Source organism: Actinosynnema mirum DSM 43827, from assembly GCF_000023245.1.
Taxonomy (GTDB): Bacteria; Actinomycetota; Actinomycetes; order Mycobacteriales; family Pseudonocardiaceae; genus Actinosynnema; species Actinosynnema mirum.
This window is the reverse complement of record NC_013093.1, coordinates 4,592,611-4,617,055: the sequence shown is the minus strand read 5'-3', so window position 1 is coordinate 4,617,055 and position 24,445 is coordinate 4,592,611. Positions and strand designations below refer to the sequence as shown.

21 protein-coding genes and 1 pseudogene are annotated in these 24,445 nt (G+C 73.7%); 11 read left to right on the top strand and 11 right to left on the bottom strand.

From position 1 onward, the window contains the following. Positions 1-62: 62 nt before the first annotated feature. The 7 genes and pseudogenes from AMIR_RS19595 to AMIR_RS19565 all read right to left on the bottom strand — a co-directional run bounded on the left by AMIR_RS19595 (position 63) and on the right by AMIR_RS19565 (position 6,973). Positions 63-842, bottom strand: coding sequence for a class I SAM-dependent methyltransferase (locus AMIR_RS19595; protein ID WP_015802690.1), 780 nt, complete (start codon positions 840-842; stop codon positions 63-65). Then, a complete protein-coding gene (locus AMIR_RS19590; protein WP_015802689.1) occupies positions 839-2,578 on the bottom strand; it encodes a carbamoyltransferase family protein in 1,740 nt (579 codons plus the stop codon). Before AMIR_RS19590 ends, AMIR_RS19595 begins: the two co-directional genes overlap by 4 nt. Before the next feature lie 27 nt (positions 2,579-2,605). Beyond that, positions 2,606-2,893 carry a hypothetical protein gene (locus AMIR_RS19585; RefSeq protein ID WP_015802688.1) on the bottom strand — a complete coding sequence of 96 codons (288 nt, stop codon included), beginning with the start codon at positions 2,891-2,893 and terminating at the stop codon, positions 2,606-2,608. 7 nt (positions 2,894-2,900) lie between these two features. Next, positions 2,901-3,893, bottom strand: a complete 993-nt coding sequence (locus AMIR_RS19580; RefSeq protein WP_015802687.1) for an aldo/keto reductase — start codon at positions 3,891-3,893, stop codon at positions 2,901-2,903. Next, positions 3,890-4,957 (bottom strand): FAD-dependent oxidoreductase, encoded by a 1,068-nt coding sequence (locus AMIR_RS19575; RefSeq protein ID WP_015802686.1) that lies wholly within the window; start codon positions 4,955-4,957, stop codon positions 3,890-3,892. The genes AMIR_RS19580 and AMIR_RS19575 overlap by 4 nt, the downstream gene beginning before the upstream one ends. Continuing rightward, positions 4,954-6,186 (bottom strand): glycine cleavage T C-terminal barrel domain-containing protein, encoded by a 1,233-nt coding sequence (locus AMIR_RS19570; RefSeq protein ID WP_015802685.1) that lies wholly within the window; start codon positions 6,184-6,186, stop codon positions 4,954-4,956. Before AMIR_RS19570 ends, AMIR_RS19575 begins: the two co-directional genes overlap by 4 nt. A 265-nt stretch (positions 6,187-6,451) precedes the next feature. Further along, positions 6,452-6,973, bottom strand: a pseudogene (locus AMIR_RS19565) (transposase). 628 nt (positions 6,974-7,601) lie between these two features. On the opposite strand from AMIR_RS19565, the gene AMIR_RS41160 reads away from it, so the two are divergent. Next, positions 7,602-8,912 (top strand): RICIN domain-containing protein, encoded by a 1,311-nt coding sequence (locus AMIR_RS41160; protein WP_015802684.1) that lies wholly within the window; start codon positions 7,602-7,604, stop codon positions 8,910-8,912. Positions 8,913-9,001: 89 nt separating this feature from the next. Continuing rightward, positions 9,002-10,063, top strand: a complete 1,062-nt coding sequence (locus AMIR_RS19555) for a glycoside hydrolase family 43 protein (protein ID WP_015802683.1) — start codon at positions 9,002-9,004, stop codon at positions 10,061-10,063. On the opposite strand, the gene AMIR_RS19550 is transcribed toward AMIR_RS19555, so the two are convergent. The 4 genes from AMIR_RS19550 to AMIR_RS19535 form a co-directional block, all read right to left on the bottom strand. Further along, on the bottom strand, positions 10,038-10,217 hold the full coding sequence (locus AMIR_RS19550) for a hypothetical protein (RefSeq protein WP_041836879.1): 180 nt from the start codon (positions 10,215-10,217) through the stop codon (positions 10,038-10,040). The genes AMIR_RS19555 and AMIR_RS19550 overlap by 26 nt on opposite strands. A gap of 11 nt (positions 10,218-10,228) precedes the next feature. After that, positions 10,229-12,049, bottom strand: coding sequence for a carbamoyltransferase family protein (locus tag AMIR_RS19545; protein WP_015802682.1), 1,821 nt, complete (start codon positions 12,047-12,049; stop codon positions 10,229-10,231). Between the two features lie 11 nt (positions 12,050-12,060). Next, entirely contained in the window at positions 12,061-14,235 is a 2,175-nt protein-coding gene (locus AMIR_RS19540; RefSeq protein ID WP_222840685.1) for an iron-containing redox enzyme family protein, read from the bottom strand. Positions 14,236-14,379: 144 nt separating this feature from the next. Continuing rightward, a complete protein-coding gene (locus AMIR_RS19535; protein ID WP_015802680.1) occupies positions 14,380-15,387 on the bottom strand; it encodes an SGNH/GDSL hydrolase family protein in 1,008 nt (335 codons plus the stop codon). A gap of 346 nt (positions 15,388-15,733) precedes the next feature. Between AMIR_RS19535 and AMIR_RS19530 the strand changes: the two genes are divergently transcribed. The 9 genes from AMIR_RS19530 (at position 15,734) to AMIR_RS19490 (ending at position 24,440) form a co-directional block, all read left to right on the top strand. After that, positions 15,734-16,132, top strand: coding sequence for a hypothetical protein (locus AMIR_RS19530; RefSeq protein ID WP_015802679.1), 399 nt, complete (start codon positions 15,734-15,736; stop codon positions 16,130-16,132). A 229-nt stretch (positions 16,133-16,361) separates the two neighbouring features. Further along, positions 16,362-17,174, top strand: coding sequence for a histidine racemase CntK family protein (locus AMIR_RS19525; RefSeq protein ID WP_015802678.1), 813 nt, complete (start codon positions 16,362-16,364; stop codon positions 17,172-17,174). Between the two features lie 60 nt (positions 17,175-17,234). Then, the gene (locus AMIR_RS19520; RefSeq protein WP_015802677.1) at positions 17,235-18,026 is read left to right on the top strand and encodes a class I SAM-dependent methyltransferase; all 792 of its coding nucleotides are present in this window, start codon (positions 17,235-17,237) and stop codon (positions 18,024-18,026) included. 44 nt (positions 18,027-18,070) lie between these two features. After that, positions 18,071-19,369 carry an opine metallophore biosynthesis dehydrogenase gene (locus tag AMIR_RS19515; RefSeq protein WP_015802676.1) on the top strand — a complete coding sequence of 433 codons (1,299 nt, stop codon included), beginning with the start codon at positions 18,071-18,073 and terminating at the stop codon, positions 19,367-19,369. After that, positions 19,366-20,640 (top strand): MFS transporter, encoded by a 1,275-nt coding sequence (locus AMIR_RS19510; protein ID WP_015802675.1) that lies wholly within the window; start codon positions 19,366-19,368, stop codon positions 20,638-20,640. Before AMIR_RS19515 ends, AMIR_RS19510 begins: the two co-directional genes overlap by 4 nt. An 11-nt stretch (positions 20,641-20,651) precedes the next feature. After that, positions 20,652-21,767 carry an ABC transporter substrate-binding protein gene (locus tag AMIR_RS19505; protein WP_187313425.1) on the top strand — a complete coding sequence of 372 codons (1,116 nt, stop codon included), beginning with the start codon at positions 20,652-20,654 and terminating at the stop codon, positions 21,765-21,767. Then, complete coding sequence (locus tag AMIR_RS19500) at positions 21,764-22,846, top strand: FecCD family ABC transporter permease (RefSeq protein WP_015802673.1); 1,083 nt, start codon at positions 21,764-21,766, stop codon at positions 22,844-22,846. Before AMIR_RS19505 ends, AMIR_RS19500 begins: the two co-directional genes overlap by 4 nt. Beyond that, on the top strand, positions 22,843-23,667 hold the full coding sequence (locus AMIR_RS19495) for an ABC transporter ATP-binding protein (protein WP_015802672.1): 825 nt from the start codon (positions 22,843-22,845) through the stop codon (positions 23,665-23,667). Before AMIR_RS19500 ends, AMIR_RS19495 begins: the two co-directional genes overlap by 4 nt. Beyond that, positions 23,664-24,440, top strand: coding sequence for a class I SAM-dependent methyltransferase (locus tag AMIR_RS19490; RefSeq protein WP_015802671.1), 777 nt, complete (start codon positions 23,664-23,666; stop codon positions 24,438-24,440). The genes AMIR_RS19495 and AMIR_RS19490 overlap by 4 nt, the downstream gene beginning before the upstream one ends. Positions 24,441-24,445: the final 5 nt, after the last annotated feature.

Sequence of the window (24,445 nt, the reverse complement as noted above, 5' to 3'; positions counted from 1 at the left end):
GCCACACCGCCGAGTAGCCCGAGGACGTCGAGCGGCCCGGCGGCACCGGCTTCTCCGACAACTCAGCCCTCGCGCACCAGCGTGGCCACCAGCAGCGGCGCGTCCTGCTCGTCCACGTCCACCAGCGCCCACCCCGTGCCCGCGACCAGCTCCTCCAGCTCGGCCGCCGAGCACAGCAGGTAGTCGAGGTAGCCGGTGGCCAGGTCGCGGAACCGCACCCGCTGCCGGTACAGCCCCGGCAGCCTGCCGCGCTCCCGGTTGCGCTCGTGGTAGGCCAGGTTCAGCGGGTCGTTGCTGTGGTGCGGGTCGGTGCCCTGCGCGAAGACCCGCGCGCCCGGCCGGGCCAGCGCCGCCAGGTCGGCCAGGAACCGGTGGGCGTGCTCGCGCGGCCCCAGCAGTCCCAGGTTGTTCCCGAACAGCACGAAGGAGTCGTAGCGCTCCCCGGACGGCAGGTGCCCCTCCACCGTCTCCTGCACCACCGAGCGCACGCCCAGCTCCAGGGCCACCTCCACCGCGCCCCCGGACGGGTCCAGCGCCGTCACGTCCACGCCCCGCTCCTGCAGCGCCAGCGCCACCCGGCCCGCCCCCGCGCCGATGTCCAGCACGCGGCCCTCGATCCGCTCCAGCGCCTTGCGCTCGCTCGGCCACCACTCCTCGGGACCGGCCAGGTACCACGCGGCGGGGCCGCCCCGGATGAAACCGTCGTCGCGCTCCACGATCTCCACCACCGGGCGGGGCCTGAGCCCGCCGATCGAGCGGGCCTGCTCCTGCCCCCGGTGCTGCGCGAGCGCGGCGCGCAGCACCTCGCCGAACGCGTCGCCGGGTCGGGGTTCGCCGGTCATGCCGTTGCCTCCGTGGTCGCGGGGTGTCCGGTGGGCAGCGCGCGGCCGGGCTTGTCGACCAGGCGCCCACCCAGGTACAGGTGGTCGATCTCGGTGCGCAGGAACGTGCGCAGCGCGTCCTCGGGCGTCTCCACGATCGGCTCGCCCGCGTCGTTGAACGAGGTGTTGAGCAGCAGCGGCACGCCGGTCAGCGCGTGGAACTCCTGGATCACCTCGTGGAACAGCGGGTTCACCGACCGCTCGACGGTCTGCACCCGCGCCGTGCCGTCCACGTGCGTGATCGCGGGCACCAGGGCGCGCCGCGCGGGCAGCACCTCCGGCACCAGCAGCATGTACGGGCTGTCGCCGCGCAGGTCGAACCACGAGCCCGCGTGCTCGGCCAGCACCGACGGCGCGTAGGGCCGGAACGGCTCCCGGTGCTTCACCACCGTGTTCAGGTAGTCGAGCATCCCGGGGTGGCGGGGGTCGGCCAGCAGGCTGCGGTGGCCCAGCGCGCGGGGCCCGATCTCCGAGCCGCCGTGGAACCAGCCCACGATGCGCCGGTCGGCCAGCAGCCGCGCCACCTCACGCACGTCCGCTCGCCGCGACCGCACCCGGTCGCCGACGCCCGCGAGCGCGCGGTCCACGTCCTGCTCCGTGTAGTGCCTGCCCACGCCCGCCGTGGTGAACCGGCCGCGCCGCCGCCCCCCGAGCAGCTCGTGGTAGCCGTAGGCGGCAGCACCGATGGCGATGCCCGCGTCCCCCGCCGGCGGCGAGACGTGCACCTGCTCGAACAGGCCCTCCGCGCTGATCCGCTGGTTGGCCACCGAGTTCAGCGCCACCCCGCCGGTCAGGCACAGCCGGGACGCACCGGTCAGCTCCCTCGCCCGCCGCGCCAGGTGTGTCATCGCCTCCTCCAGCTCGTCCTGCGCCTTGCGGGCGACGTCCTCGGCGAACGGCGTGCGCCACGCCTCGCGCCCGGCGGCGGAGAACTCCTCGCCCTCCGCCTCCAGCCACTTGGCGTACGACTCCTCCAGGGTGCTCATCCGCGCGGTCACGTCGTCGCCGTCGTACTCCAGCAGCGGACCCCAGTCCGGGCGCGGCCTGCCGAACGGGGCCAGCCCCATCGTCTTGCCCGCCTCCAGGTAGCCGCCACAGCCGAACACCCCGAAACCGGGGTGCCCCCAGCGGGTGACGAACCCGAGCTTGGCGGTGAAGAACTCGTAGAACAGGCCCAACCCGACCGTGCTGAAGTCCGCGTCGTAGCTGGTGCCCGCGACCGGGGTGACGCGGCCGTCGCGGGCGTGGAAGAACGAGTGCTTCTCCAGCCGTCCCGTGCCGGGCAGCCTGCTGCCGATGCCGTCCACCACCAGGATCGCGGTGTCGTCGAACGGCGCCGTGGCGTACGCGCACCAGGCGTGCGCCAGGTGGTGCGAGGGCTGCGGCAGCTCCCGCAGCTTGCCCTTGTCCCGCAGCGGAAGCTCGCGCAGCAGCCTGCGCACCGCGCCGTCGTGCAGCGGCCGGTTGCCCACCACCAGGTCCACCTCGTCGATGCCGACCCCCGCCGCGTCCAGGCAGTAGGTCACCGACCGCATCGGCAGCGTCTTGGTGAGCTTCTCGAAGTAGCCGTGGACCAGGAAGCCCTCCGAGTGCTTCATCCGGTCCAGCCGCTCCTCCTCGATCGCGACGACGACCTCACCGTCGCGGATCAGGCACGCCGAGCGGTCGTGGCTGAGGTTCATGCCCAGCACCAGCACGTCACAGTCCCCTCTTCAGCAGGTGTGCTACGTCGGCGGTGGCAGGTGGCCGCCACCCGAGAGCCGCCGCCGGTCGGCGTTCAAGACCAGCCCGAAGCTGGCCGTGCCCGCCGCGGACCGCACCTGGTCGAGCGCCCTGCGGAAGCAGCGCTCCCGGCCGTCTGCGGGGCCCGTCGCCTCGACCGCGCTCAGCACGGCCTCGATCAGCTCGGTGACCAGGTGCGCGGCCGGGTCGGCCCGCGCGGCGCGCTCCCTGGCGCGGGCGGTGTCCAAGCAGGCGGCCAGCGCCACCGCGAGCTCGTCCGGGTCCGCCACGCGCGCCTCACCCGTTCAGCAGGCCGGCGTGCTCGGGTGCGGTGCGCCCGCCGCCGACCAGGTGCGCCGCCGCGGCCCGCTCGATCTCGGCGACGTCCTCGGGCCCCAGGCGCAGCCCGAGCGCGCCGATGTTCTCCAGCAGGTGGTCGCGCCGCCGGGTGCCGGGGATCGGCACGACGTCCGGCCCCCGGTGCAGCACCCAGGCCAGCGCGGCCTGCCCGCCGGTCGCGCCGAGTCGGGCGGCGACGGCGGCCAGCGCCTCGGCCAGGCGCACGTTCCCGCCGATGTGCGGCTCGGCGAACCGGGGCTGCTCGAACAGCCGGTAGTCGTCCGCCCCCAGCTCGGCGCGGGAGGCGAACCGGCCCGCCAGCAACCCCCTGCCCAGCGGCGAGTAGGCGACGAGCCCGATCCCCAGCTCGCGGCACGTGGGCACCACCTCGGCCTCTATGTCGCGCGACCACAGCGACCACTCGCTCTGCACGGCCGCGATCGGGTGCACGGCGGCGGCGCGGCGGATCGTGGCGGCGCCCGCCTCGGACAGCCCCAGCGCGCGCACCTTGCCCGCCGCCACCAGCTCGGCCATCGCGCCGACGGTCTCCTCGATCGGCACCTCCGGGTCCACCCGGTGCTGGTAGTACAGGTCGAGGTGGTCCACGCCCAGCCTGCGCAGCGAGTCCTCGCAGCTGCGGCGCACGTACTCGGCGTCGCCCCGCACCGGTTTCGCCATCGGGTCGTCGGTGGTCAGGATGCCGAACTTGGTGGCCAGCACCACCTCGTCGCGCCGCCCCCGCACGGCCCGGCCGACCAGCTCCTCGTTGGTGTGCGGCCCGTACATGTCGGCGGTGTCCAGCAGAGTCACACCGGAGTCCAGCGCGAGCCGCAGCGTCGCCAGGCTCTCCCGCTCGTCGGCGCGCCCGTAGAAGGCGCTCATGCCCATGCAGCCCAGACCCAGCGCCGAGACCTCCAGGCCGCCGGGCGACCTGACCGCGATGCCGCTCACGCCGCGCTCCTCTCCCCGATGGTGGTGACCACCCGGTCGGCCAGGACCGGGGCGAACTTGAAGCCGTGGCCCGAGCAGGCCGACACCACGACGACGTCCGGCGCCCCTGGGTGCGCGGCCACGACGAGCGCGCCGTCCCCGGTGTTGGCGTAGCAGGACGCGGTGGCGGCGCGCGGTTCCAGGTCCAGGCCGGTGAGCCCGCGCAGTCGGGTGCGCGCCCGCGCCACCTCGTCCGCGCCGACCGGTCGTGCGGGCGGGAGGTCGGGTTCCCCGGTGTGGTGCGCCTTGGCCTTCACCCCGCCGGGCAGGGCGGGCAGCAGGCAGAACTCGCCGTCCCCGTCGACCCACTCCACGAACGGCAGCGCGTCGGGGCCCAGGTCCCGCCCGCCGGGGTCGAACCAGAACGAGGTGGTGCGCTCGACCCGCAGCGGTGGCCACGCGGTGGCCGCGCCGTGCCACGCGCCCAGCGCGAGCACCAGCCGGTCGGCCCGCACGCCCGCCACCTCGCGCCGGTCGGCCCACCGGTCCAGCAGGTCCGCCAGGCCGACGGGCTCGCCGAACCGCAGCCGGGCGCCCGAGGCCACGGCCTCGCGCTGCAGCGCCAGCACGCACCGCTCGGCCAGCAGCAGTCCGGCTTCCTCGTCCAGGAAACCGGTGTCGTCGTCGGCGAAGCGCAGCGCGGGGCAGCGTCGGCGCAGCTCGTGCGCGTCGAGCACGCGGTGCGGCACGCCGTCGCGCCGGGCCGCGTCGACCGCCGCCGACCGCGCCGCCCCGCCGGACCGGTCGACCAGCAGGCCGCCGGTCCGCAGCAGCAGCGGCGCGCCCGCGCGGCGTTCCAGGCTCAGCCACGCCTCGCGCGCCGGTCCGGTCAGCGGGCCGAGGTCGGGGTGGCTCGGGTAGGCGCGGCGCAGCATCCTGGACTCGCCCGTCGAGGCGCTGTCCGGGTGGGCGGGGGAGCGGGCGTCCAGCCCGATCACGCTCCGGCCCGAGGCGGCCAGCGCCGCGGTGGCCGCGCTGCCCATGACGCCCAGGCCCACGACGACGACGTCGGTCCGAGCGGTCACCGGGCACCCGCGACGGGCAGCGGTGTCGTGGTCCACGGCGTGTCGTCCACCAGCACCTCGGCGCCGGGGGTGCACTGGGGCAGCAGGTGCGCGAAGGCGAGGGTGCGCCCGTGGCGCGGGGAGAACGCGGCGCTGGTGACGTGGCCGAGGAACTCGCCGGACCGGTCCAGCACCACGCCGCCGGTCTCCGGGGGCGCGACCTCGGTGGCCGAGCGCAGGCCCACCAGCCGCAGCCGGGGCGAGTACTCGGCCTCCAGCAGCGCCTTGCGGCCGACGTGGTCGTGGCCGTCGCTGTTGCGCACCACACGGCCCTGGCCGACCTCCCACAGCGTCGTGCCCGAGTGCATGTCGACCGGGTAGAGCGCGAACACGATGTCCGGGCACTCCAGCCGGTAGGTGTTGAGCAGGTCCCACGCGCACGGCACGATCCCCGGCCGCTCGGTCAGCAGGTGCGTCCAGACCGAGGCCAGCACGTCGGGCGCGGCCCAGACCTCGTAGCCGATGATGGTGCGCACGACGCGCGCCTCACCGCCCGCGACGGGCCGCACCGCGCAGGACTGGAACGGCCGCAGCGCCGCGACCAGCTCGGCGTCGTCCCGCCCGACCAGGCTCTGCGCGGCGGTCAACCGGTTGGGGCCCTTGATGTTGAAGCTGCGCAGGTCGCCGGGGCCGACCGTGACGTCGTCGAACTGCTCGGCCACCGAGGCCAGCCACCCCGGCGGTTTGCCGCCGCCGCAGGACATCTCGAACCGGTCGGGCCCGGTGCGCACGACGACGGCCTCCTCGTCCACCGTGCCCGCGGGCGTGGTGAACAGGACGAAGCGCGCCCCGCCGACGGGCATGTCCGACACGGCGCGCGGTGACAGCGCGTCCAGCGCCGCGCCCGCGTCCTTCCCGGACACCCGCAGGTAGAGCATGGCGGACGCGATGAACGCGGCGGCGCCCTCGTGCACGGCCCGGTACTGGTCCTCCAGCGAGACCCCGGACCACCCGGTCACGCCGATCACGTTGTCCCCCAGCACGCACCACGCGTGGGGCGGCCCGAGCAGCCGCGCGGAGGAGGCGAACAGCCCGCCGGGGTCGGTGGCCCGCAGATCGAGCACCCGCTGCGCGGCGGGCAGGTCGGCGGGGGAGACGGTCCGCCACCCCGTGCCGGGCAGCGACAGGGGGTTCCGCAGGTTCAGGTCGAATTCCCTGGCACGCGCGTCCCGCTGCGACAACAAATACATTACCACCTCGACGGTCGTGTTCGAATGACTTTCACGACGGAAAGGGAAAAGCTTTCGACGGCTGTTCCGCCGTCAAGTTCCCCTGAATTCACCCTGCAGGGATCGATAAGTGCGTGACACCGCCGTTCGGATGCACTCCGACTGCTCTCGGCCGGTGGGTCTGCGTGTCGACACTATTACTGGCAAACTGGAATCCGGGGCGTATTTGCCGTTGTTGTGGAGGAGTGGTTGCAGGTGAAGAGGTTGAGTCTTCTCGGACCTCCTTTCAGAATGAGTGGAGGCGTCGGTGGCGGATCAGTGCGCAGGCCGGATTCGGGAAGCCTTGGCGGAGGTCGGCCCGGTGGTCCCGGCGGATGTGCAGCCTGCGGTATTGGTGCAGTCAGGACGGGGTGCGTTCGACCACCCGGCGCAGCGTGCCCGGCCCGGAGCCGTGCGGCTGGCCGCGTCGGGCGATCAGCGGGACGATCCCTCGCTGTCGCAGGGTGTTCCGGTTGGCCTGGCGGTCGTAGCCGCGGTCGGCGAGCACCGCCTCGTGCAGACGCTGCCAGACCCCTGCCTGGGCCCACTCGAGCATCCTGCGGCGGCAGGTCGAACCCGAGCCGAACCCGAGTTCGGTGGGCAGGTCGGCCCACTCGATGCCGGTGTGCAGCACGAACAGGATGCCCTGCAGGCACTCGCGGGCGGGCAACCGCTTACGGCCGGGGTGTCGGAAGTTCCTGGTCGGGACCGGGATCAACGGCTCGACCAGGTCCCACAGCTCGTCATCGACGATCCACGGCGCAGCCATGCCCCACCGGGTTCCCCACCGGCAAAAACCCCAACCAACTCATTCTGAAAGGAGCTGTTATTCTGTGCGAAATAGAAAACCTTCAGGCTCCGAAACGCTCTTCTTGGAAAATGTTTGAGTTCTCGCCGTCCGATCTCGAAGCGATCGTCGTCCTGCGAGTTGGTCGACCTGTTTTTGCGGATGGCGGAACTCCTGCGTCCGCCTGGCTCCGAATGTCGTCGGAATGTGGCCGGAGCGGTCGGCGGGTTTTCGACACCCGCTGTCCGGTTCGCCGTTTTCGCCACCCGTTCCCGCCGCCGAAGGGATGACGGGGTTTCGGTCGACCGGTGGCAACTGCTCCGATTGATCGCAGCCCTCCGCTGTTAGCGATAACAGGCTGCGGGGGTGCCCGCGTGAAGCTGTCAAGACTTCACCGGCCAGCGGCCAGGACCGACTCTTGAACGACCGGCCGGGGAGGCGTTAGCGTTCACACGAGTCGGTGACCCCAGTCACAAGGCCGTGCCGGTGGGCCTGGTCGCCGCCTCCGCCGCCCTGGTCGGCGGACACGAGCGCAGCTGTCGATGTCGACCGCACCGCGCCGGACACCCCCGGCGCGGCTCTCGTGCTCCCGCTGCCCAGGAGGCCGCCCGTGCACAGACCACCGACGTTCGCGCGCCGCCTGGCCCGCCTCTGCCTCGCCCTGCTCACCGCCGCCGCCACCGCCGTGGCGGTCGCGCCGCCCGCGCAGGCCGCCGCCGGGTACCTCTACACCACCTTCAAGGGCGACGGCGCCGCCGACCAGGAGCTGTGGGTCTACTCCTCCACCAACGGCACCAGCTTCAGCGCCTTCGCCGACACGAACTACCGCGGCCCGTCCGGCGTGCTGCGCGACCCCAGCGTCATCCGGCACAACGGGCTCTACTACGTCGCCCACACCGTCCAGTCGTGGACCACGAACTCCACCTACTTCAACATCGCCTCCAGCCCCGACCTGCTCACCTGGACGCACGTCGCCAGCGTCAACTCCGGCATCGCCAACACCCGGTTCACCTGGGCGCCCGAGTTCTACGTCGAGAACGGCGTCGTCCGGATCATCGTGAGCGTCGACCAGACCACCTGCTCGAACTGCTTCCGCCCCTACGTCTTCACCGCCCAGAACGCCGCGCTGACCTCGTGGAGCGCCCCCGTGCAGATGTCCGGGCTCGGGGCGAACCACATCGACACCTACGTGGTGAAGTCCGGGAGCGCCTACCACGCGTTCACCAAGAACGAGACCACCAAGTACATCGAGCACTGGGTCGGCACGAGCCTGACCGGCGGGTGGACCCTGCGCGGTCAGCTGTGGACCTCGGGCCACGAGGGGCCCGCCGTGCTGCGGATGGCCGACGGGACCTGGCGGATCTGGGTCGACAAGTACACCAACGGCGGCATGTGGACCGCCACCAGCGCCGACCTCGACTCCTGGTCCGGGCTCGGCCAGGTCGCCTGCGCCGGGTGCCGCCACGGCACGGTCCTGGCCGTGGCCGACCTGCCCTCCCCAGCGGCGGCCTACCGCGTGGACAACCGCAACAGCGGCCGTTCCCTGGACGTCGTGTCCGCCTCCACCGCCGACAACGCCGAGGTCAAGCAGTGGGCCTGGAACGGCGGCGACAACCAGAGGTGGGAGTTCCGGGACACCGGCGACGGGTACTCCCGGATCGTCAACCGCAACAGCGGCAAGTGCCTGGACGTGGCCGGCGCCTCCACCGCCGACGGGGCCAACGTCATCCAGTACGCCTGCGGGTCCGGCGCGAACCAGCAGTGGCAGTGGCAGGCGAGCGGCAGCCACTTCCGGATCGTCGCGCGGCACAGCGGCAAGTGCCTCGACGTCGTCGGCTCCGGGCTCCAGGACGGCGCCGACGTCCAGCAGCTCACCTGCGGCAGCGGCGCGAACCAGCAGTGGGGCCGCGCCCAGACCTGACCCCCGTTCTCACGACACCGCCGCCGACACCGCCGCCGACACCCCGTTCCAGCACCCGTTCCAGCACCCGTTCCAGGAGAGGAACCCCGATGTCGGTGCGAAGTGGGCTGCGGGCGGTGCGGCGGCTGACCGCCCTCGCCGCGGCGGCCGTTCTCGCGTCCGCGCTGGCCGCCGCGACCGCCCCGCAGGCGGTCGCGGCGCCCGGCCCGTCCTTCACCAACCCCCTGGTCGGCGCGCCCAACAGCGCCGACCCGTCGATCGTCCACAGCGGCGGCAACTGGTACTACGTGGCCACGACCTGGTCCTCGAAGATCGTCATGCGCAAGTCCTCCACCATGGCGGGGCTCAAGACCGCGGCGGAGCAGACGGTGTTCACCCTCGCCCCCGGTCCCGGCTGCTGCACCATGTGGGCGCCGGACCTCCAGTGGATCAACAACCGGTGGCACCTGTACTTCTCCGCCGACGCGACCCCCGGTCAGGGCCAGCGCCGCACCGGCGTCCTGGAGAGCAACGGCACCGACCCGCTGGGCCCCTACACCTACCGGGGCATCCTCAACCTGGAGCCCGACGCCGGGTGGGCGATCGACGGCAGCGTGGTCCGGTTCAACGGCTACGCCAACCACTTCGTCTACTCGGCGTTCCGGGGCGGCGAGCAGAGCCTGTTCATCGCCCCGATGTCCTCACCCGCGCAGGTCTCGCGCAACGGGGTCCGGATCTCCTCGCCGACGCTGTCGTGGGAGCGGCAGGGCGGGGCGGTCAACGAGGGCCCGTACGCGGTGTACAACGCGGGCAAGACGTTCCTGACCTACTCGGCCAGCTCCTGCCAGACGCCCGACTACAAGCTCGGGATGCTGACCTGGACCGGCGGCGACCCGATGTCGCCGAGCTCGTGGGTGAAGAGGTCCACGCCGATCTTCCAGCGCAACGACGCGGCGGGCGTCTACGGCCCCGGCCACGCCTCCTTCGTCAGGTCGCCCGACGAGAGCGAGACCTGGGTCGTCTACCACGCGAACTCCTCCGCCGGCCAGGGCTGCGGCACCACCCGCACCACGCGCGCGCAGAAGATCGGCTGGAACTCGGACGGCTCGCCCGACCTCGGCGTCCCGGTGGCGACCGGGACCACGATCACCGGCCCGTCCGGCGACTCGTGACCCCTGGCGTGCTCCAGTAGGTGGTGGCCCCTGGGTCCGGGTCGCGGCGCAGCGGGTCGTGGAACAGCCGGACCACCAGGGCCACCGGGGTCAGCACGAAGGCGTAGACCAGGAGCAGCAGCGGGGTCAGCAGGAGCTTGAGCAGCGGGTGCACCGGGGTTCTCCTCAGTCCAGGGGGATCTCGTCGCGCCAGTCGGCTTCCTCGCGCCACGGCGGCTGGTCCGCTCTCAGCAGCAGGAAGTCGTTGATCGCGAGCGCGTCGACGTCGGTGCGCATGAAGCAGCGGTAGGCGTCCTCCGGGGTGGCGACGATCGGCTCGCCCCGGACGTTGAAGGAGGTGTTGACCAGGACCGGGCAGCCGGTCCTGGACTTGAACTCGGTGAGCAGGGCGTGCAGCCGGGGATCGGTGTCGGCGGTCACGGTCTGCACGCGCGCCGAGTGGTCCACGTGCGTCACCGCCGGGATGGTGGACCGCTTGGCGCGCAACCGGTCCAGACCCGTCAGGTCGGCCTCCTCCGGGAGGCGGCGCGCCTCCGCGACCCCGGACACGATCAGCATGTACGGGCTCGGCTGGGTCAGGTCGAAGTAGTCGGCGGCGTCCTCGGCGAGCACCACGGGTGCGAAGGGGCGGAACGACTCCCGGAACTTGATCTTCAAGTTCATCGTCGACTGCATCCGCGGGTCCCGCGCGTCGCCCAGGATCGAGCGCGACCCCAGCGCCCTCGGCCCGAACTCCATCCGGCCCTGGAACCAGGCGACCACCTTGCCGCGCGCCAGCAGGTCCGCCACCCGCGCCGACAGCTCGGGCGCGGTCAGCTCGTGGTGCGGCAGGCCGCGCTCGACCAGGTGCGCCCGGACCTCCTCGTCGGTGCAGGACGGCCCCAACCGCGCGCCGCGCATGGCGTCCTTCCCGGCCGCCACGTGCGCACGCGGCGGACGTGCCGCCAGCAGCGCCGCGCCCAGCGCGCCTCCCGCGTCACCGGCGGCGGGCTGCACCCACAGCTCGTCGAACAGCCCCCGCTGCGCGAGCTTGCCGTTGGCCACGCAGTTCAGCGCCACCCCACCCGCCAGGCAGAGCCTCGACTCGCCGGTCCGCTCGCGCGCGGCCCGCGCCAGTCCCAGCACGATCTCCTCGGTGACCTGCTGCACCGAGGCGGCCAGGTCGAACTCGCGCTCGGTCAGCGGTCCCTCCGGGAGCCTGCGCGGTCCGCCGAACAGCTCCTCGAACGCCCGACCGGTCATCACCCGGCCGCGCGGGAACTCGAACTTGGTGGTGTGCAGGCGGAACGAGCCGTCCGGCTTGACGTCCACCAGCTCCTCGCGGATCAGCCGCGTGTGGACCGGCCTACCGTACGGGGCCAGGCCCATCAGCTTGTACTCGCCGGAGTCGACCTTGAAGCCGCAGAAGTGGGTGAACGCCGAGTACAGCATCCCCAGCGAGTGCGGGAAGCGCAGCTCCGCCACCGGTTCCACCCGCTCGCCCCGGCCGTGCCAGATGCTGGTGGTCGCCCACTCGCCGACCCCGTCCACGCACAGCACCGCCGCCGACTCGTACGGGCTCGGCAGGAACGCCGACGCGGCGTGCGACTCGTGGTGGCGGTAGCAGCGCACCGGCGGCACCGCGCCGAGGCCCAGCCCCCGCAACCGGTTCCGCACCACCGACGCGGCCCTTCCCTTCCACGCCAACCACTCCGGCGCCACGTCGCGGAACGCGGGCCACGCCCTGGGCGCGGTCGCCGCGAACGTCGCCAGCACCCGGCGCAGCTTGAGCCGCGGGTCCTCGTAGTAGGCGACGGCGTCGAGGTCGTCGAGCTTCGCGCCCGCCTCCGCCAGGCAGTAGCGCACGGCCAGGTCGGGGAACGACGCGTCGTGCCGCCGCCTGCTGAACCGCTCCTGCTGCGCCGCCGCGACGACGCCGCCCGCGTCCACCAGCGCCGCCGCGCTGTCGTGGTAGTAGGCCGAGATCCCGAGTGCCGCTCCCGCCACGCCCTGGCTCCTCATCGCCGCGCGTACCTGGTGGTACGGGCTCTCACGGTTCCGCAGAGCGTCGCCACGACGCCCTCCGGCGGGTTCAGCGAGCGGTAACCCGTCCGGACGCGCTGCCACACCGCGTCGTCGTCGCGGCGGCCCGCGAGGGGCGGCAGCTCGGCGAGGTAGCCGTCGATCGCGTCCACGGCCCACGCCGAGTGGCCGGTGGAGACGTTGTCGATGGTGTTGTGCAGGTCCACGAACTGGGTGCTGAAACCGTGGTGGCGCAACGCGATCCGCGAGTCCCGGTACCCGCCGCCGACCCCGGACAGCTCCATCGCCAGGTTCAGGCCCAGGATCTCCGGCAGGAACGTCCTGGGGAACCGCGAGACGCACAGCCAGTACACCGGCAGCTCGAAGGACTCGTCGTGCAGGCCGGGCCAGGCGGTGAACTCGGGGGAGTCGGTCGGCGGCAGGTCCACGCCCATCTCGCGCAGCAGGTCGCGGTAGATCCCGGGGTGGTTCAGCTCCCGCACGCCGTTGCCCAGCTCGTCCCAGTAGGTCTGGAACAGGAAGTGGCCCGAGGCCGAGGACGCGTGCTGGTGGTCGGTGAAGCCCTGGAGCCACCCGCCGTCGATCATGATCAGCGGCGCGAGCTGGAGGGTCGACTCGACCAGCGCCTCCCGGTCGGGGACGCGCGGCCGTCCCGCCTCGTGCTCGGAGCTGTGCCGCTCGTGCTCGGCGGCCAGCCACGCGCGCAGCCCGGTCTCCGGGTCCCAGCGCGGCGGCAGCTGCCCCGGCGCGCGGTCCAGGCCGTAGCGGGAGCGGGCGAGCCACCGGGTGGCGTAGTCGTGCGCGAAGCGGCGCAGGCCCGGCGGGTCCTCGCGGCCCAGCAGGGTCCGGTAGGCCGCGCGCGGGGACGGCGAGCCGAAGTCGCCACCCTGGTCCACTGTGGACCGGTGGTCGGCCTCGGGCAGGTCGCCGTTGCGGCTCCACGACCGCTGCGCCCGGTGCAGCTCCTCCCGCACGCTCCCCGCCGCGCCCACCTCGGCGCCCGGCGGGGGCAGTTGGGCGATCCAGCGGCGCAGCACGGCGACCTCGTCCTCGGTGAAGACGCGGAACATCCGCCCCTTCTCGCCGATCAGCCCGGTCAGCAGCGGGCTCCGGTCCGGCTGTCCGGGGCGGACCAGCGCGCTGCGCGCCAGCGCGTCCAGGAACGCGCCTGGACCGGCGTCCACGTCGGCGAACCAGTGCGCGAGCGGGCGGCCCTCCAGGGGGAACCCGCCGTGGTAGACGGCGGCCTGCCTCGCCCTGGTCCAGATCAGCCGCCACACGTCGTAGTCCGGGTGGGTGGCCAGGCGGACCTCCCGCGCCAGCCCGGCGCACCACCGCCGCAGCTCGTGCCAGGCCCAGGCGAACCCGTGCCGCAGCCGCGCGCCGTCACCGGCCGCCAGCACGGCCTCCGCCGCCGCCAGGGACAGCTCCAGCGCGGGACGCGGCTCGTCCCACCTGGCCGCGCCCAGGTCCAGCAGCCCCAGGGGAACGCCGAGCGCGTCCGCGCCCGCACCGGCCAGCGGCGGCAGCACGCCGACCGCGCGCAGGCACAGGTCCGCGCCCAGCAGCTCGGGCCGGAACCGCCGGGGCAGGCGGCTCATCGCCAGCAGCAGCGCGGGGAACCGGAAGGCGGCGCTCTCGATCCGGTCGCTGCCCGCCAGCCGGGGGCCGGGCGTCTCGTCGCGGACCCGGTGCGCCCGCAGCAGCGCCCGGTAGTCGCTGCCGCGATCGGCGTGCGGGTAGCCGACGCCCACGTCCGAGGCGTACAGCGCCAGCACGCGCAGCGTCAGCTCGCTCTCGGCGTCACCCGCGCTGGGCAGCCACTGCAACCACGCGCCCGCCGACAGCGCCAGCGGCGCGCAGTTGGCCAGCACCCGCGCCTGCGCCGACCCGGTGGACGGCCCGGCGAGGATCTCCCGGAACACCAGGGCTTCCGCCGCGCTCCACTCGCGCACGCCCGCCACCAGCTCGTCCGGCCCGGTCAGCTCGGCGTCGGCCTCCCCGGTGGCGAGGGCCTCGGTGGCGAGGGCCTCGGCGGCGGGCGCCTCGGCCAGCGCGGCGAGCAGGCGCGGCAGCTCGTCCTCGCGCGGGCGCGGCCACTCCGGGTCCAGCGCCCTCAGGTACGCGGCGCGGTGCTCTGACTCCGACACGGACACCCCCGGCTCTCCCGCTCGGCACGCGGATCCGGGCCCGGCGGCCCGGCTGGGACATCGGCTAGAACATCGGGTAGATCGAGCTGTCGCCCCGGCGCTTGCGCTTGCGGCGCTTGAAGAACTCGACGATCCTGCGGAACATCAGCCGACCCCCTCGTGATCGCGGTGCAGCCCCAGCGCGGCCTCCATGGCCCGCGCCACCACCCGGTTGCCCTCGTCGGTGAGGTGCACCGGGTCGACGAAGTGCCAGTCCGGCGAGTCCAGGACCGGGTTGGCGTCGAAGAACGACAGCGAGCGCTCGGCGCACGCGGCGGCGACCCGATCGCGGTACCGCTCGTGCACCTCGCGGTCCAGCACCGGGCCGAACAGGTTCCACACCGCCGCGCGCTCCGGCGGCGCCTCCTCGATCAGCGCCCTCTCCTCGGGGGAGCGGGTCTTGCCGGTCCAGCGCTCGACGGGCTGGAGCACGAAGTGCACGCGCGCGCCGGTGGGGGCGGCCAGCTCGGCGAGCCGCTCCAGGTCGCGGGTGGTGCGCTCGACGGCGAGGTCGATCCGCTCCCGGAGCGTGCCCGCGCCCCGTTCCGGCTCGGGCGCGCCGCCCTTGCGGCCGATGCGCCGGGCGAGCCCGCCCAGCGCCCACCTCGGCTGCCGGATCTGCTCGCTCGGGTCGGGAACGCCCAGCTGGCGGAAGAACTCGCCGGAGAAGAAGAACTGGCCGTAGTCGGCGCGCGCGTCGGGCAGCCCGGCGACCACGAGGTTGTTCAGGCCCGAGAACACCACCACGTCGCGCAGCCTCGGCAGCTCGTGCCGGTGCAGCAGGAACAGCACGAGCTCCTGGGTGGAGTTGAACGCGGGCGCGCCGAGGTTGAGCCAGGCGGCGGCCCCCGGTCCCCGCGACAGCTCGGAGGTGATCGTGCGCTCGTCGCGGGTCGCGCCGAACCCGAAGGCGGGCGACCCGCCGAGCAGCACGCTGACCTCACCGGGGGCGCGCGGCCCCGCCAGCGAGTGGGCGCCGCCGGGCCCGTGGCTGGTCCGGAACCCGCCCGCGTCGGTGGTGACCACGTCCGAGCGGTAGTCGACCCGGTTGAAGAACACCAGGTAGGGCAACCAGCGGAACTCGCCCGCGGTCAGGTCCTCGTACTGCTTCATGTGCGGAGTGAGGCGTTCCTGGTGGTCCACCGCGTTCCCCCCGTCGGCAGCGGTCGGCGTCCTCGGCGACTCGTCCGGACCGGCCCGAGCGTAATCGCGTTCCGCTCGGTGGAAACCCGGAGAAAAACCCCTACCCGCCCCTAATCGGGCCGCTTTCTTCGGCCTGCCGCAGCACTCGGCGCGCGCATTCGGGTGTTGTTCGCCGAAGCGCTGGAAATCCAGGGGTGCGGGTGCCCGGAAAGCTGGGGGTGTGCTCATGGAATCGACAGGTAGTTGAATGTTGTACGGACCGTCGGGCGCTGCTAGCGTCCACGGAGATCATTATTCCCTGTTGAGGAGGAATTGAATGCGGTCGAGGTTCCGCGTGCTCAGCGCCCTGCTCGCCGTTTCCGCCAGTCTCGCCGTTTTCTCCCCCGCCGCGTCCGCCGACCCGATCCCGGCGCCGCTGCCGCCGAACTGCGACGTCGCCGACTTCTGCACCTGGTCCGTCTTCGTGATCCCCGGCGAGCCCTCCGACGCCGTCCCGACCATTCGCACGACCGGTGACTGGAGCGGCGAGGCGGTGGCATTCCGGCTCTACAACAACACCGGCCGCTACGCGCACGTGTCGTACGAGGAGAAGCTCGACGACGGCACGATCCGCCGGTACGAGAGCTGCTTCGGCCCGGTCTGGCGCTACTTCACCCGGCCGTTCACCGTCACCGGCGTGACCTTCCACGACCGGCCGACCCAGCAGTACTGCTAGTCCGCCGCGGGCCCACGACGGCCGCCGCTCCCGTGCTCGGGGCGGCGGCCGTCGTCGTGGATGGATGTGGCGCGCGTCACAATTGTTGCAGGCCGGGAACTCCCTCGTTCCAGTGCCCGACCCCTTAGCGTGACGAGTTGCTCACGATGCGCTGTCGCCCCTGGTCGGCGGCGGGACTGGAGGAGGGTTCGGTGGGACACGACCTCACCCGGTTACCGGGAGGCCCGCCTTGATCAGCCATGAGATCGACTTCGTGAAGCTGGACCCGACCCAGAACATGACCCTCCTGGTGCGCACCGAGCACCCCGAGGAGGAGCACCGGGACATCGCCCTGCGGCTCATGGCCTACGAGCACCTGCACGCCGAGCAGGTCGGGTTCGTGCGCAAGCCCGGATCACCCGACGCCGACATCAGCCTGCGCATGGCGGGTGGCGAGTTCTGCGGCAACGCCTGCATGGCCCTCGCCGCGCTCGCCGCGCCCCCCGACGAGCTGGCGGGCGGCCACCCCGTCGACGTCGTCCTCGAAGCCTCCGGCGCGCGGGACCTGGTCCGCTGTCGCGTCCTGCGGCACGCCCGCGAGTACACCTGCGAGCTCGCCATGCCGCTCCCGGAGTCCGTGGAGCGCGGCGCGGACGGGGTGGCGCTCGTGCGCTACGACGACTCGCTGCACGTGGTCGTGGAGACCGGCCGACCCGACCGGGCGCTCAGGACGTGGGCCCAGCGCCTCGCGGCCCGGCTCGGCGAGCGCGAGGACGCCTCGCTGGTCGGCGTCATGCTCTACGAGCCGCGCTCCGGCCACCTCACCCCGCTGGTCCACGTCCCCCTGCTGGGCAGCGCCGTCTGGGAGCGCGGCTGCGGGTCGGGCGCGGCGGCGCTGGCCGCCTACCTGGCCTGGAAGGGCCGGACCTCCGTCACCACGCGCGTGCGCCAACCCGGCGGCGTGATGACCGTCGCCGCCGACCACGACGCGCGGGGCGGGCTCACCGGCGTCCGCGTCCAGGGCACCGTCCGGGTCGTGGCCGAGGGGAGGGCCTACCTCTAGCCGACCGCCGCCGCCGAACCGCGCACCACCGGGACAGCGCACCACCGGGACAGGAGGAGCATGGGCACCGCAGAACTCCGACCGCTGCTCGACGGGCACCTGACCGCCCTGCGGCGGGCCGCCGCGAGCTACGACGGCACCACCCGCCACGCCCCCGACGTGGAGCGCGTCGTCGGCGACTACTCCGCGTTCGTCACCGACCCGCGCCACCACGCCGCCTGGGACGCGCTCGCGCACACCGACCCGCCGTGGTTCGCGCCCCTGGTGGACGAGCTGCGCTCCTCGTCCGCGCGCTGCGCCGCGATCATGGAGAAGCACCGCGCCCTGGACCTGCTCGACGGCCGCACCGCCAAGGCGGGCTACTTCGACAACGTCGAGTCCTGCATCGCGGACGAGTTCGGCGCGTTCCACCTCACCGCCGACTCGCGCGTCCTGCTCGTCGGCTCCGGCTCGTTCCCGATGACCCCGCTGCGCGTCGCCCGCCTCACCGGCGCCCGCGTCGTCGGCGTCGACATCGACCCCGAGGCCATCGCGCTGGGCCGCAGAGTCGTCCAGGCCCTCGGCGACGGCCTGGACATCACCCTGGAGCCCACCCCGCTCCCGGAACTGGCGTTCACCGCCGAGGCCACGCACGTCATCTTCAGCTCGACCGTCCCGGTGAAGTACGACCTGCTCGACGCCCTCCACGCCACCGCACGTCCCGACGTGGTCGTGGCCGTGCGCTACGGGGACCACCTCAAGTCCCTGTTCAACTACCCGACCCGGCCCGTCGACCCCGGCAGGTGGGTGCGCGCCGGTTCGGTCCTGCGACCCGAGCACATCTTCGACGTGGCCCTCTACACCAAGGCGTGACCGCGCCCAGCGCGCAGCTCGGAACTGCGCAGATCGGAACAGGGATGGACGACTTCCAGCGGGTCCTCGTCGCGGGGACCGGGCCGACCACCGCGCAGCTGGCCGTGCTGCTCGGGACCGGGCGGGGCAGCGCGGTCGGGATCGCGGGCAGGCGCTCCGCCCGCTCGGCGGCGTTCTTCGCCGGGCTGGAGCGCGCGGGCCGCACCGTCCGCGTCGACGTGCAGAACGAGCAGCACCGCGCGGCGGCGGGCGAGCACCCGGTGGCCGAGGTGTTCCAGGGCTACGAGGCGGTCACCGGCCGGTGGGGCGCGCTCGTGCTCGCGGTGACCGCCGACGCCTACACCCCGGTGCTCGACCGGATCGACCCCGAGGTGCTGCGCGGCCTGGGCTGCGTCGTCCTCGTCTCGCCGACGTTCGGCTCGCACGCCCTGGTGCGCGGGCGCCTGCGCGGCCTCGGCGCGGACGCCGAGGTGATCAGCCTCTCCAGCTACCTCGGCGACACCCGCTGGTCCGACGGCGCCCCGTCGCCCCACGTCCTCACCGCCGGGGTCAAGAAACGCCTCTACCTCGGCTCCGACCGGGGCGGCACCCCCAACCTGGAGCTGCTGCGCGAGCTGCACCGCGGCCTCGGCGTGGACCCGGTGGCCGTCTCCGGCCCGCTGGAGGCCGAGACCAGGAACATCTCCCTCTACGTGCACCCGGCGCTGTTCATGAACGAGCTCACCCTGAACGCGGTGTTCTTCGAGACCACGCCGGTCAAGTACGTCTACAAGCTCATCCCCGAGGGCCCGGTGTCACCCGCGCTGGTCAACGACATCGTCAGCCAGTGGCGGGAGATCACCGCCGTCGTCGCCGAGCTGGGCGTCGACGGCGTCAACCTGCTGCGGTTCATGGTCGACGACAGCTACCCGGTGCGGCCGGAGAGCATCTCGCGCCGGGACGTCGAGCGGTTCGAGGAGCTGCCGCCGGTGCACCAGGACTACCTCGTGTACGTCCGCTACGCCTCGCTGCTGGTCGACCCGTTCTCCGAGCCCGACGCCGACGGCCGCTACTTCGACTTCTCCGCCATCCCGATCCGCCGGGTCTTCCGCGACGCCGAGGGCCGCTGGGAGGTGCCCAGGATGCCGAAGGAGGACTACTACCGCACCAAGGTCGTCCAGGGCGTCGCCCGGAGCCTGGGCGTGCCCTGCCCGACGATCGACGGGCTCCTCGCCCGCTACGAGGACGCCCTCACCCGCGCCGCCGGACTCCGCGCGGGCGAGCCGCTCACGGACGCGTTCACCGTGCGCGACTTCCACGAGGACCTCGACGTCATCCGCGCCGAGCTGGGGCGGACCCGGTGAGCGCGGCCCCCGACAGCGCGTCCCCCGACAGCGCGTCCCCCGAGGAGCGGACAGCCGAGGAGCGCCCCGAGAGCGACCGGCGCATCGCCGCCGCCGTGCTGCCCGCCCTGGTCGCCTCGGTGCTGGGCCTGCTGCCCTTCACCGTCTACAGCACGTTCCTGGTGCCCATCGCCGACGCGGCGGGCGGCGGCGACGCCACCGTCGGCGCGCTGCGCGGCCTGGGCGGGGTCGGCGCGGTCCTGGTCGGCGTGGCCGCCGCCCCGCTGATCGGCCGGGTGCCGCCGGGCCGGGTCGCCGCCTGGGGGCTGCTGCTGCTCGCCGCCGCCTCCCTGGTCGGCACGGTCGCCGAACTGCCCGCGCTGGCCGCGTTCTGCCTGCTGGTGGGCGTGTCGAACGCGGTCCTCTACCCGGCGCTCACCACGGCGGCGGCCGACCGGTTCGGCTCCGGGCCGTCCGCCGCCCGCGCCGCCACGCTGGTCACCGCGACCAAGACCCTGGCCGCCACGCTCGTCGCCCCGCTGGTCGCGCTGCCCGCGCTGTGGTGGGGCTGGCGCGGCGACCTGGTCGCGATCGCGGTCCTCGCCGTCGCGCTCACCCCCGTGCTCCTCCGCCACGGCCGCGACCGGCACGTCCCGGCCGCGCGGCACGGCTACTTCGCGGCGTTCCGGGGCCTGGCCGCCGTGCCGGGCGCCCGCGCGCTCCTGCTGGTCTCGTTCGGCCAGGCCGCCGCGTTCCAGGGGCACCTCGCCTACCTGGCCCCGTTCTACGCCGACCGGTTCGGCCTGACGCCCGGCCTGTTCGCGCTGGTGTGGACGCTCAGCGGCACCTCGTTCTTCCTCGGCAACCTGATCACCGGCCGCCTGGTCAACACCACCGGCTCCGACCTGCGCGCCCGCCGCGCGCTGCACCTGTTCCTGCCGCTCGCGCTGCTGTCGCTGTTCGGCGTCTACCTGGCGCCCGCGCTGCCGCTCGCCCTGGTGTGCACGGCGGTGCTGTCGGCCAGCCACGCGGTGGGCGTGGCCTCGGTGGTGACGCTGCTGGTGCGCCGGGGCGGCGACCTGCGCGGGACCGCGCTGGGCGTCAACGCCTCCGGCATGAGCCTCGGCCTGTTCCTGGGCGCGGCGGCCGGTGGCGCGGGACTGGCGGCGGGCGGTTATCCGGGCGCCGCCGTGGTGTTCGGCCTGTTCACCGCGCTCTGCGTCGCCGCAGCCGCGACCGTCCGCGCCGCCCCCCGAACCCCGGCGCCCGGCCGGGACCCGAGTCCGAGATGAGGTGGTGGAGCTTGTCCACGACAGGCCACAGCGCGGTGGCTCGCCCCTGGCGCGCCCGCAGCAGACCGCTCGCGGCGGCGCTGCTCTTGTCGTCCGCCCTGCTCACCGGGTGCGCGACGGGCGTCCAGGGCGGCGTCACGGATCAGCCCGACCCGTCCGGCCACTACCCGGTGACCGTGGAGAACTGCGGTCGCGAGGTCACCTTCGACCGCGCGCCCGGCCGCGTCTACCTCGGCTTCCAGTCCGCCGCCGAGGTCTTCTTCGGGCTCGGCCTGGGGGAGCGGGCCATCGCGCAGATCACGCCGGTGGACACCCCGCTGCCCGAGCAGGCCGCCGACTTCGACCGCGTCCCGGACGAGTCCCCGGACAGCTACGTGCCGGTGGGCAAGGAGCAGATGTTCGGGCTGCGCCCGGACCTGCTGCTCGCCTACGTCAACTCCGAGTACGGCGGCCCCGACCAGCTCGCCCCCGGACTGGCCACGGTGGACGACCTCCAGGCCATCGGCGCGCGGGTCTACGCCCTGGTGTGCCCCGAGGACACCCCGGTCCGCACCGGGTTCACCTACCGCGCGCTCACCGACCTCGGCGCGATCTTCGACGTCGAGGAGCGGGCCGCCGAGGTGGTCGACTCGATGAAGGCCCGCATCGCCGAGGTGCAGCGCCGCGTCGCCGGCCGTGAGCCGGTGCCGGTGTTCTACTACTACGGCGGCGAGGGCCCGATCATGACCGGCACCCGCGACGCCTTCGTCAACGAGGTGATCGCGCTCGCGGGCGGGTCGAACGTCTTCGGCGACACCGGGGGCGGGCGCCGGGGATTCCTGGACGTCTCCCAGGAGCGCGTGGCCGCCACCGACCCGGCCGTCTTCCTGATCGGCGCCAGTCCGAACGACGACAAGGACCTCGCCGCGAAGACCGACTACCTCTACCGCACCTTCCCGCAGCTGAAGGCCAGCAAGGACAAGCGCACCGCGCTGACCTACGACACCGCGAACACGCCCGGCTGGCGCTTCGTGGACGTCGTGGAGGATTTGGCCCGCACCCTGCACCCGGACGCGTTCGACGCCGAACCGCCGACCAGCGCCCCGCCGACCAGCGCCCCGCCCACGAGCGCCACGGGGGAGCGATGACCACCTCCGCCCCCGAGACCACCCGCGCGCCCGAGGCGGCCCCGCGCCGCGCCCGGCTCGCGGTGGTGCTGCTCGGCCTGGGCGGCGCGCTGGCGCTCAGCGTCCTGCTGGCCACCTCGCTGGGCCCGGTGCGCGTCCCGCTGCGGGAGACCGCGCAGGTCGTGCTGCACCACCTCTCCGCCGACCTGTTCCGCCCCGCCGACCCGGTCAACGACCACATCGTGTGGCAGTTCCGCCTCCCCAGGGCGCTGCTGGGCGCCGTGGTCGGCGCGGGGCTGGCCTCGGTGGGGGTCGTGCTCCAGGCCGTGGTGCGCAACCCGCTGGCCGACCCGTACCTGCTCGGCGTCTCCTCCGGCGCGTCCCTCGGGGCCGTGCTGGTGCTGGTGGTCGGCTCCTCCGCCGTCGCCGGGCTCGGCCTGTCCTCGGCGGCGTTCGCGGGCGCGCTCGTGGCCACCCTGCTGGTGTACCTGCTGGCCCAGCGCGCAGGCCGGGTCACCCCGTTCCGGCTGATCCTGGCCGGGGTGTCGCTGGCCTACCTGTTCCAGGCCCTCTACGGCCTCCTGCTGCTGCACGCCAGCCCCTACGACGTGCAGGGCGTGCTGGTCTGGCTGTTCGGCAGCCTCGGCTCCACCGAGTGGGGCGACGTGGGCGTGCCCGCCGCGTGCGTGGTCGCGGGCGTGCTCTACCTGCTCACCCAGGCCCGGTCGCTGAACTCGCTGCTCGCCGGGGAGGAGACGGCGGTCTCCCTCGGCCTGGACGTCGCCCGGTTCCGGGTGCGGATGCTGGTGGTGACCTCGCTGGTGGTCGGGGTCGTCGTCGCGGTCAGCGGCGCGGTGGCGTTCGTCGGGCTGATCGTGCCGCACCTGTGCAGGATGGTGGTCGGCTCGGAGCACCGCGCGCTGCTGCCGGTGGCCGCGCTCACCGGGGCGGTGTTCCTGGTGCTGATGGACCTGGCCGCCCGCACCGTGCTCGCGCCGAGCGACCTGCCGCTGTCCATCGTCACCTCGGTGTTCGGGGTGCCGTTCTTCATCTGGCTGCTGCGGCAGCGCGAGGCCGGGCGGGAGGCGAGGTTCGGGTGAGCGCGAACGGGAGCGGGCCGCCGAGGGTCGTGGTCGACGGGGTCTCGGTGGAGCTGGGCGGCGGTCCGGTGGTGGCCGGGGCGAGCCTGACCGTGGGCGCGGGGGAGGTGGTCGGCGTCGTCGGGCCCAACGGCAGCGGCAAGTCCACGCTGCTGCGCGCGGTCTACCGGGCGCTGCGCCCGGCGGCGGGGGCGGTGCGGGTCGACGGGGCCGACGTGTGGGGGCTCACCGCCCGCGAGTCCGCGCGGCGCACCGCCGTGGTGGTGCAGGAGAGCGGCAGCGACTTCGCGCTGAAGGTGGCCGACGTGGTCGCGATGGGCCGCAACCCGCACAAGGGCCCGCTGGAGCGCGACACCGCCGACGACCGGCGGATCTGCGCGGAGGCGGTGGCCAGGACCGGTGTCGCGCACCTGGCCGGGCGCGACTTCGACACGCTCTCCGGCGGGGAGAAGCAGCGGGTGCTGCTGGCGCGGGCGCTGGCGCAGCAGCCGAAGCTGCTCGTGCTCGACGAGCCCACCAACCACCTGGACATCCGCTACCAGCTGGAGCTGCTCGACCTGGTGCGCGCGCTCGGCACGACCACGCTCACCGTCATGCACGACCTGGCGCTGGCCGTGGCGTACTGCGATCGCGTGCACGTGCTGCACCGGGGCCGGATCGTCGCCGACGGACCACCCGCACAGGTGCTCACCGCGGAGCTGGTCGCCGAGGTCTTCGGGGTCCGAGCCTGCCGGTGGGTCGACCCCGACACCGGGCAGGCGCACCTCGGGTTCTCCCGGCTGCCCGGCACGGACCGAACCGCAGAGAGGAACCCCGCGTGACCGACCAGCCCAACCCGCTGCCCGACCTGCTCGCCCGCTGGGACGTGCAGCAGACCGCCTACATCGCCGACCGCGACCGCGTGTACGAGGTCATGTTCGAGGTGCTCGCCCACCTGAAGCCGGCCGAGGACCTCGTGGTGCTCGACCTGGCCTGCGGGCCCGGCGCGATCAGCGGCAGGTTGCTGGGCCTGCTGCCGAAGGCGCGCTCGGTGGCCGTGGACGTCGACCCGGTGCTCCTGGCGATCGGCGAGGGCGCGCTCGGCGACGTGGACGGCCGCCTGCGCTGGGTGCGCGCGGACCTGCGCGACCCGGACTGGCCCGACGCCCTGGGCGCCGACGGCGTGGACGGCACGTTCGACGCGGTCCTGTCCAGCACGGCCCTGCACTGGCTGGACCCGGCCGTGCTGACCGCCACCTACCGCCGCGCCCTGCGACTGCTGCGCCCGGACGGCGTGCTGCTCAACGCCGACTACCTGCCGCACCCGCCGGGGAGCAGGCTGCGCGAGGCGAGCGACGCGATCGCCCTGTCACGACGCGAACGCGCGCTGGCCGGGGGAGCGGAGTCCTGGGAGCGCTGGTGGGAGGCGGTGCAGGCCGAACCGTCGCTGGCGGACGCGCTGGCCCGACGTGCGGCCCTGTGGCCGGAAGGCGCCCGCGACTGGACCGGCGCCTCGCACCGCTTCCACGAGGCCGCGCTGCTCGACGCCGGTTTCACGGAGGCGGGCGTGGTGTGGCAGGACCTGCAGGAGCGCGTCGTCGTGGCCCTGCGCTGAGCCGG

What these genes read in the sequence shown, in the direction of transcription:
- AMIR_RS19595 (WP_015802690.1), bottom strand. Translation starts at nt 842, where the DNA reads ATGACCGGCGAACCCCGACCCGGCGACGCGTTCGGCGAGGTGCTGCGC.
- AMIR_RS19570 (WP_015802685.1), bottom strand. Translation starts at nt 6,186, where the DNA reads ATGTATTTGTTGTCGCAGCGGGACGCGCGTGCCAGGGAATTCGACCTG.
- AMIR_RS19555 (WP_015802683.1), top strand. Translation starts at nt 9,002, where the DNA reads ATGTCGGTGCGAAGTGGGCTGCGGGCGGTGCGGCGGCTGACCGCCCTC.
- AMIR_RS19535 (WP_015802680.1), bottom strand. Translation starts at nt 15,387, where the DNA reads ATGAAGCAGTACGAGGACCTGACCGCGGGCGAGTTCCGCTGGTTGCCC.
- AMIR_RS19530 (WP_015802679.1), top strand. Translation starts at nt 15,734, where the DNA reads ATGCGGTCGAGGTTCCGCGTGCTCAGCGCCCTGCTCGCCGTTTCCGCC.
- AMIR_RS19520 (WP_015802677.1), top strand. Translation starts at nt 17,235, where the DNA reads ATGGGCACCGCAGAACTCCGACCGCTGCTCGACGGGCACCTGACCGCC.
- AMIR_RS19515 (WP_015802676.1), top strand. Translation starts at nt 18,071, where the DNA reads ATGGACGACTTCCAGCGGGTCCTCGTCGCGGGGACCGGGCCGACCACC.
- AMIR_RS19500 (WP_015802673.1), top strand. Translation starts at nt 21,764, where the DNA reads ATGACCACCTCCGCCCCCGAGACCACCCGCGCGCCCGAGGCGGCCCCG.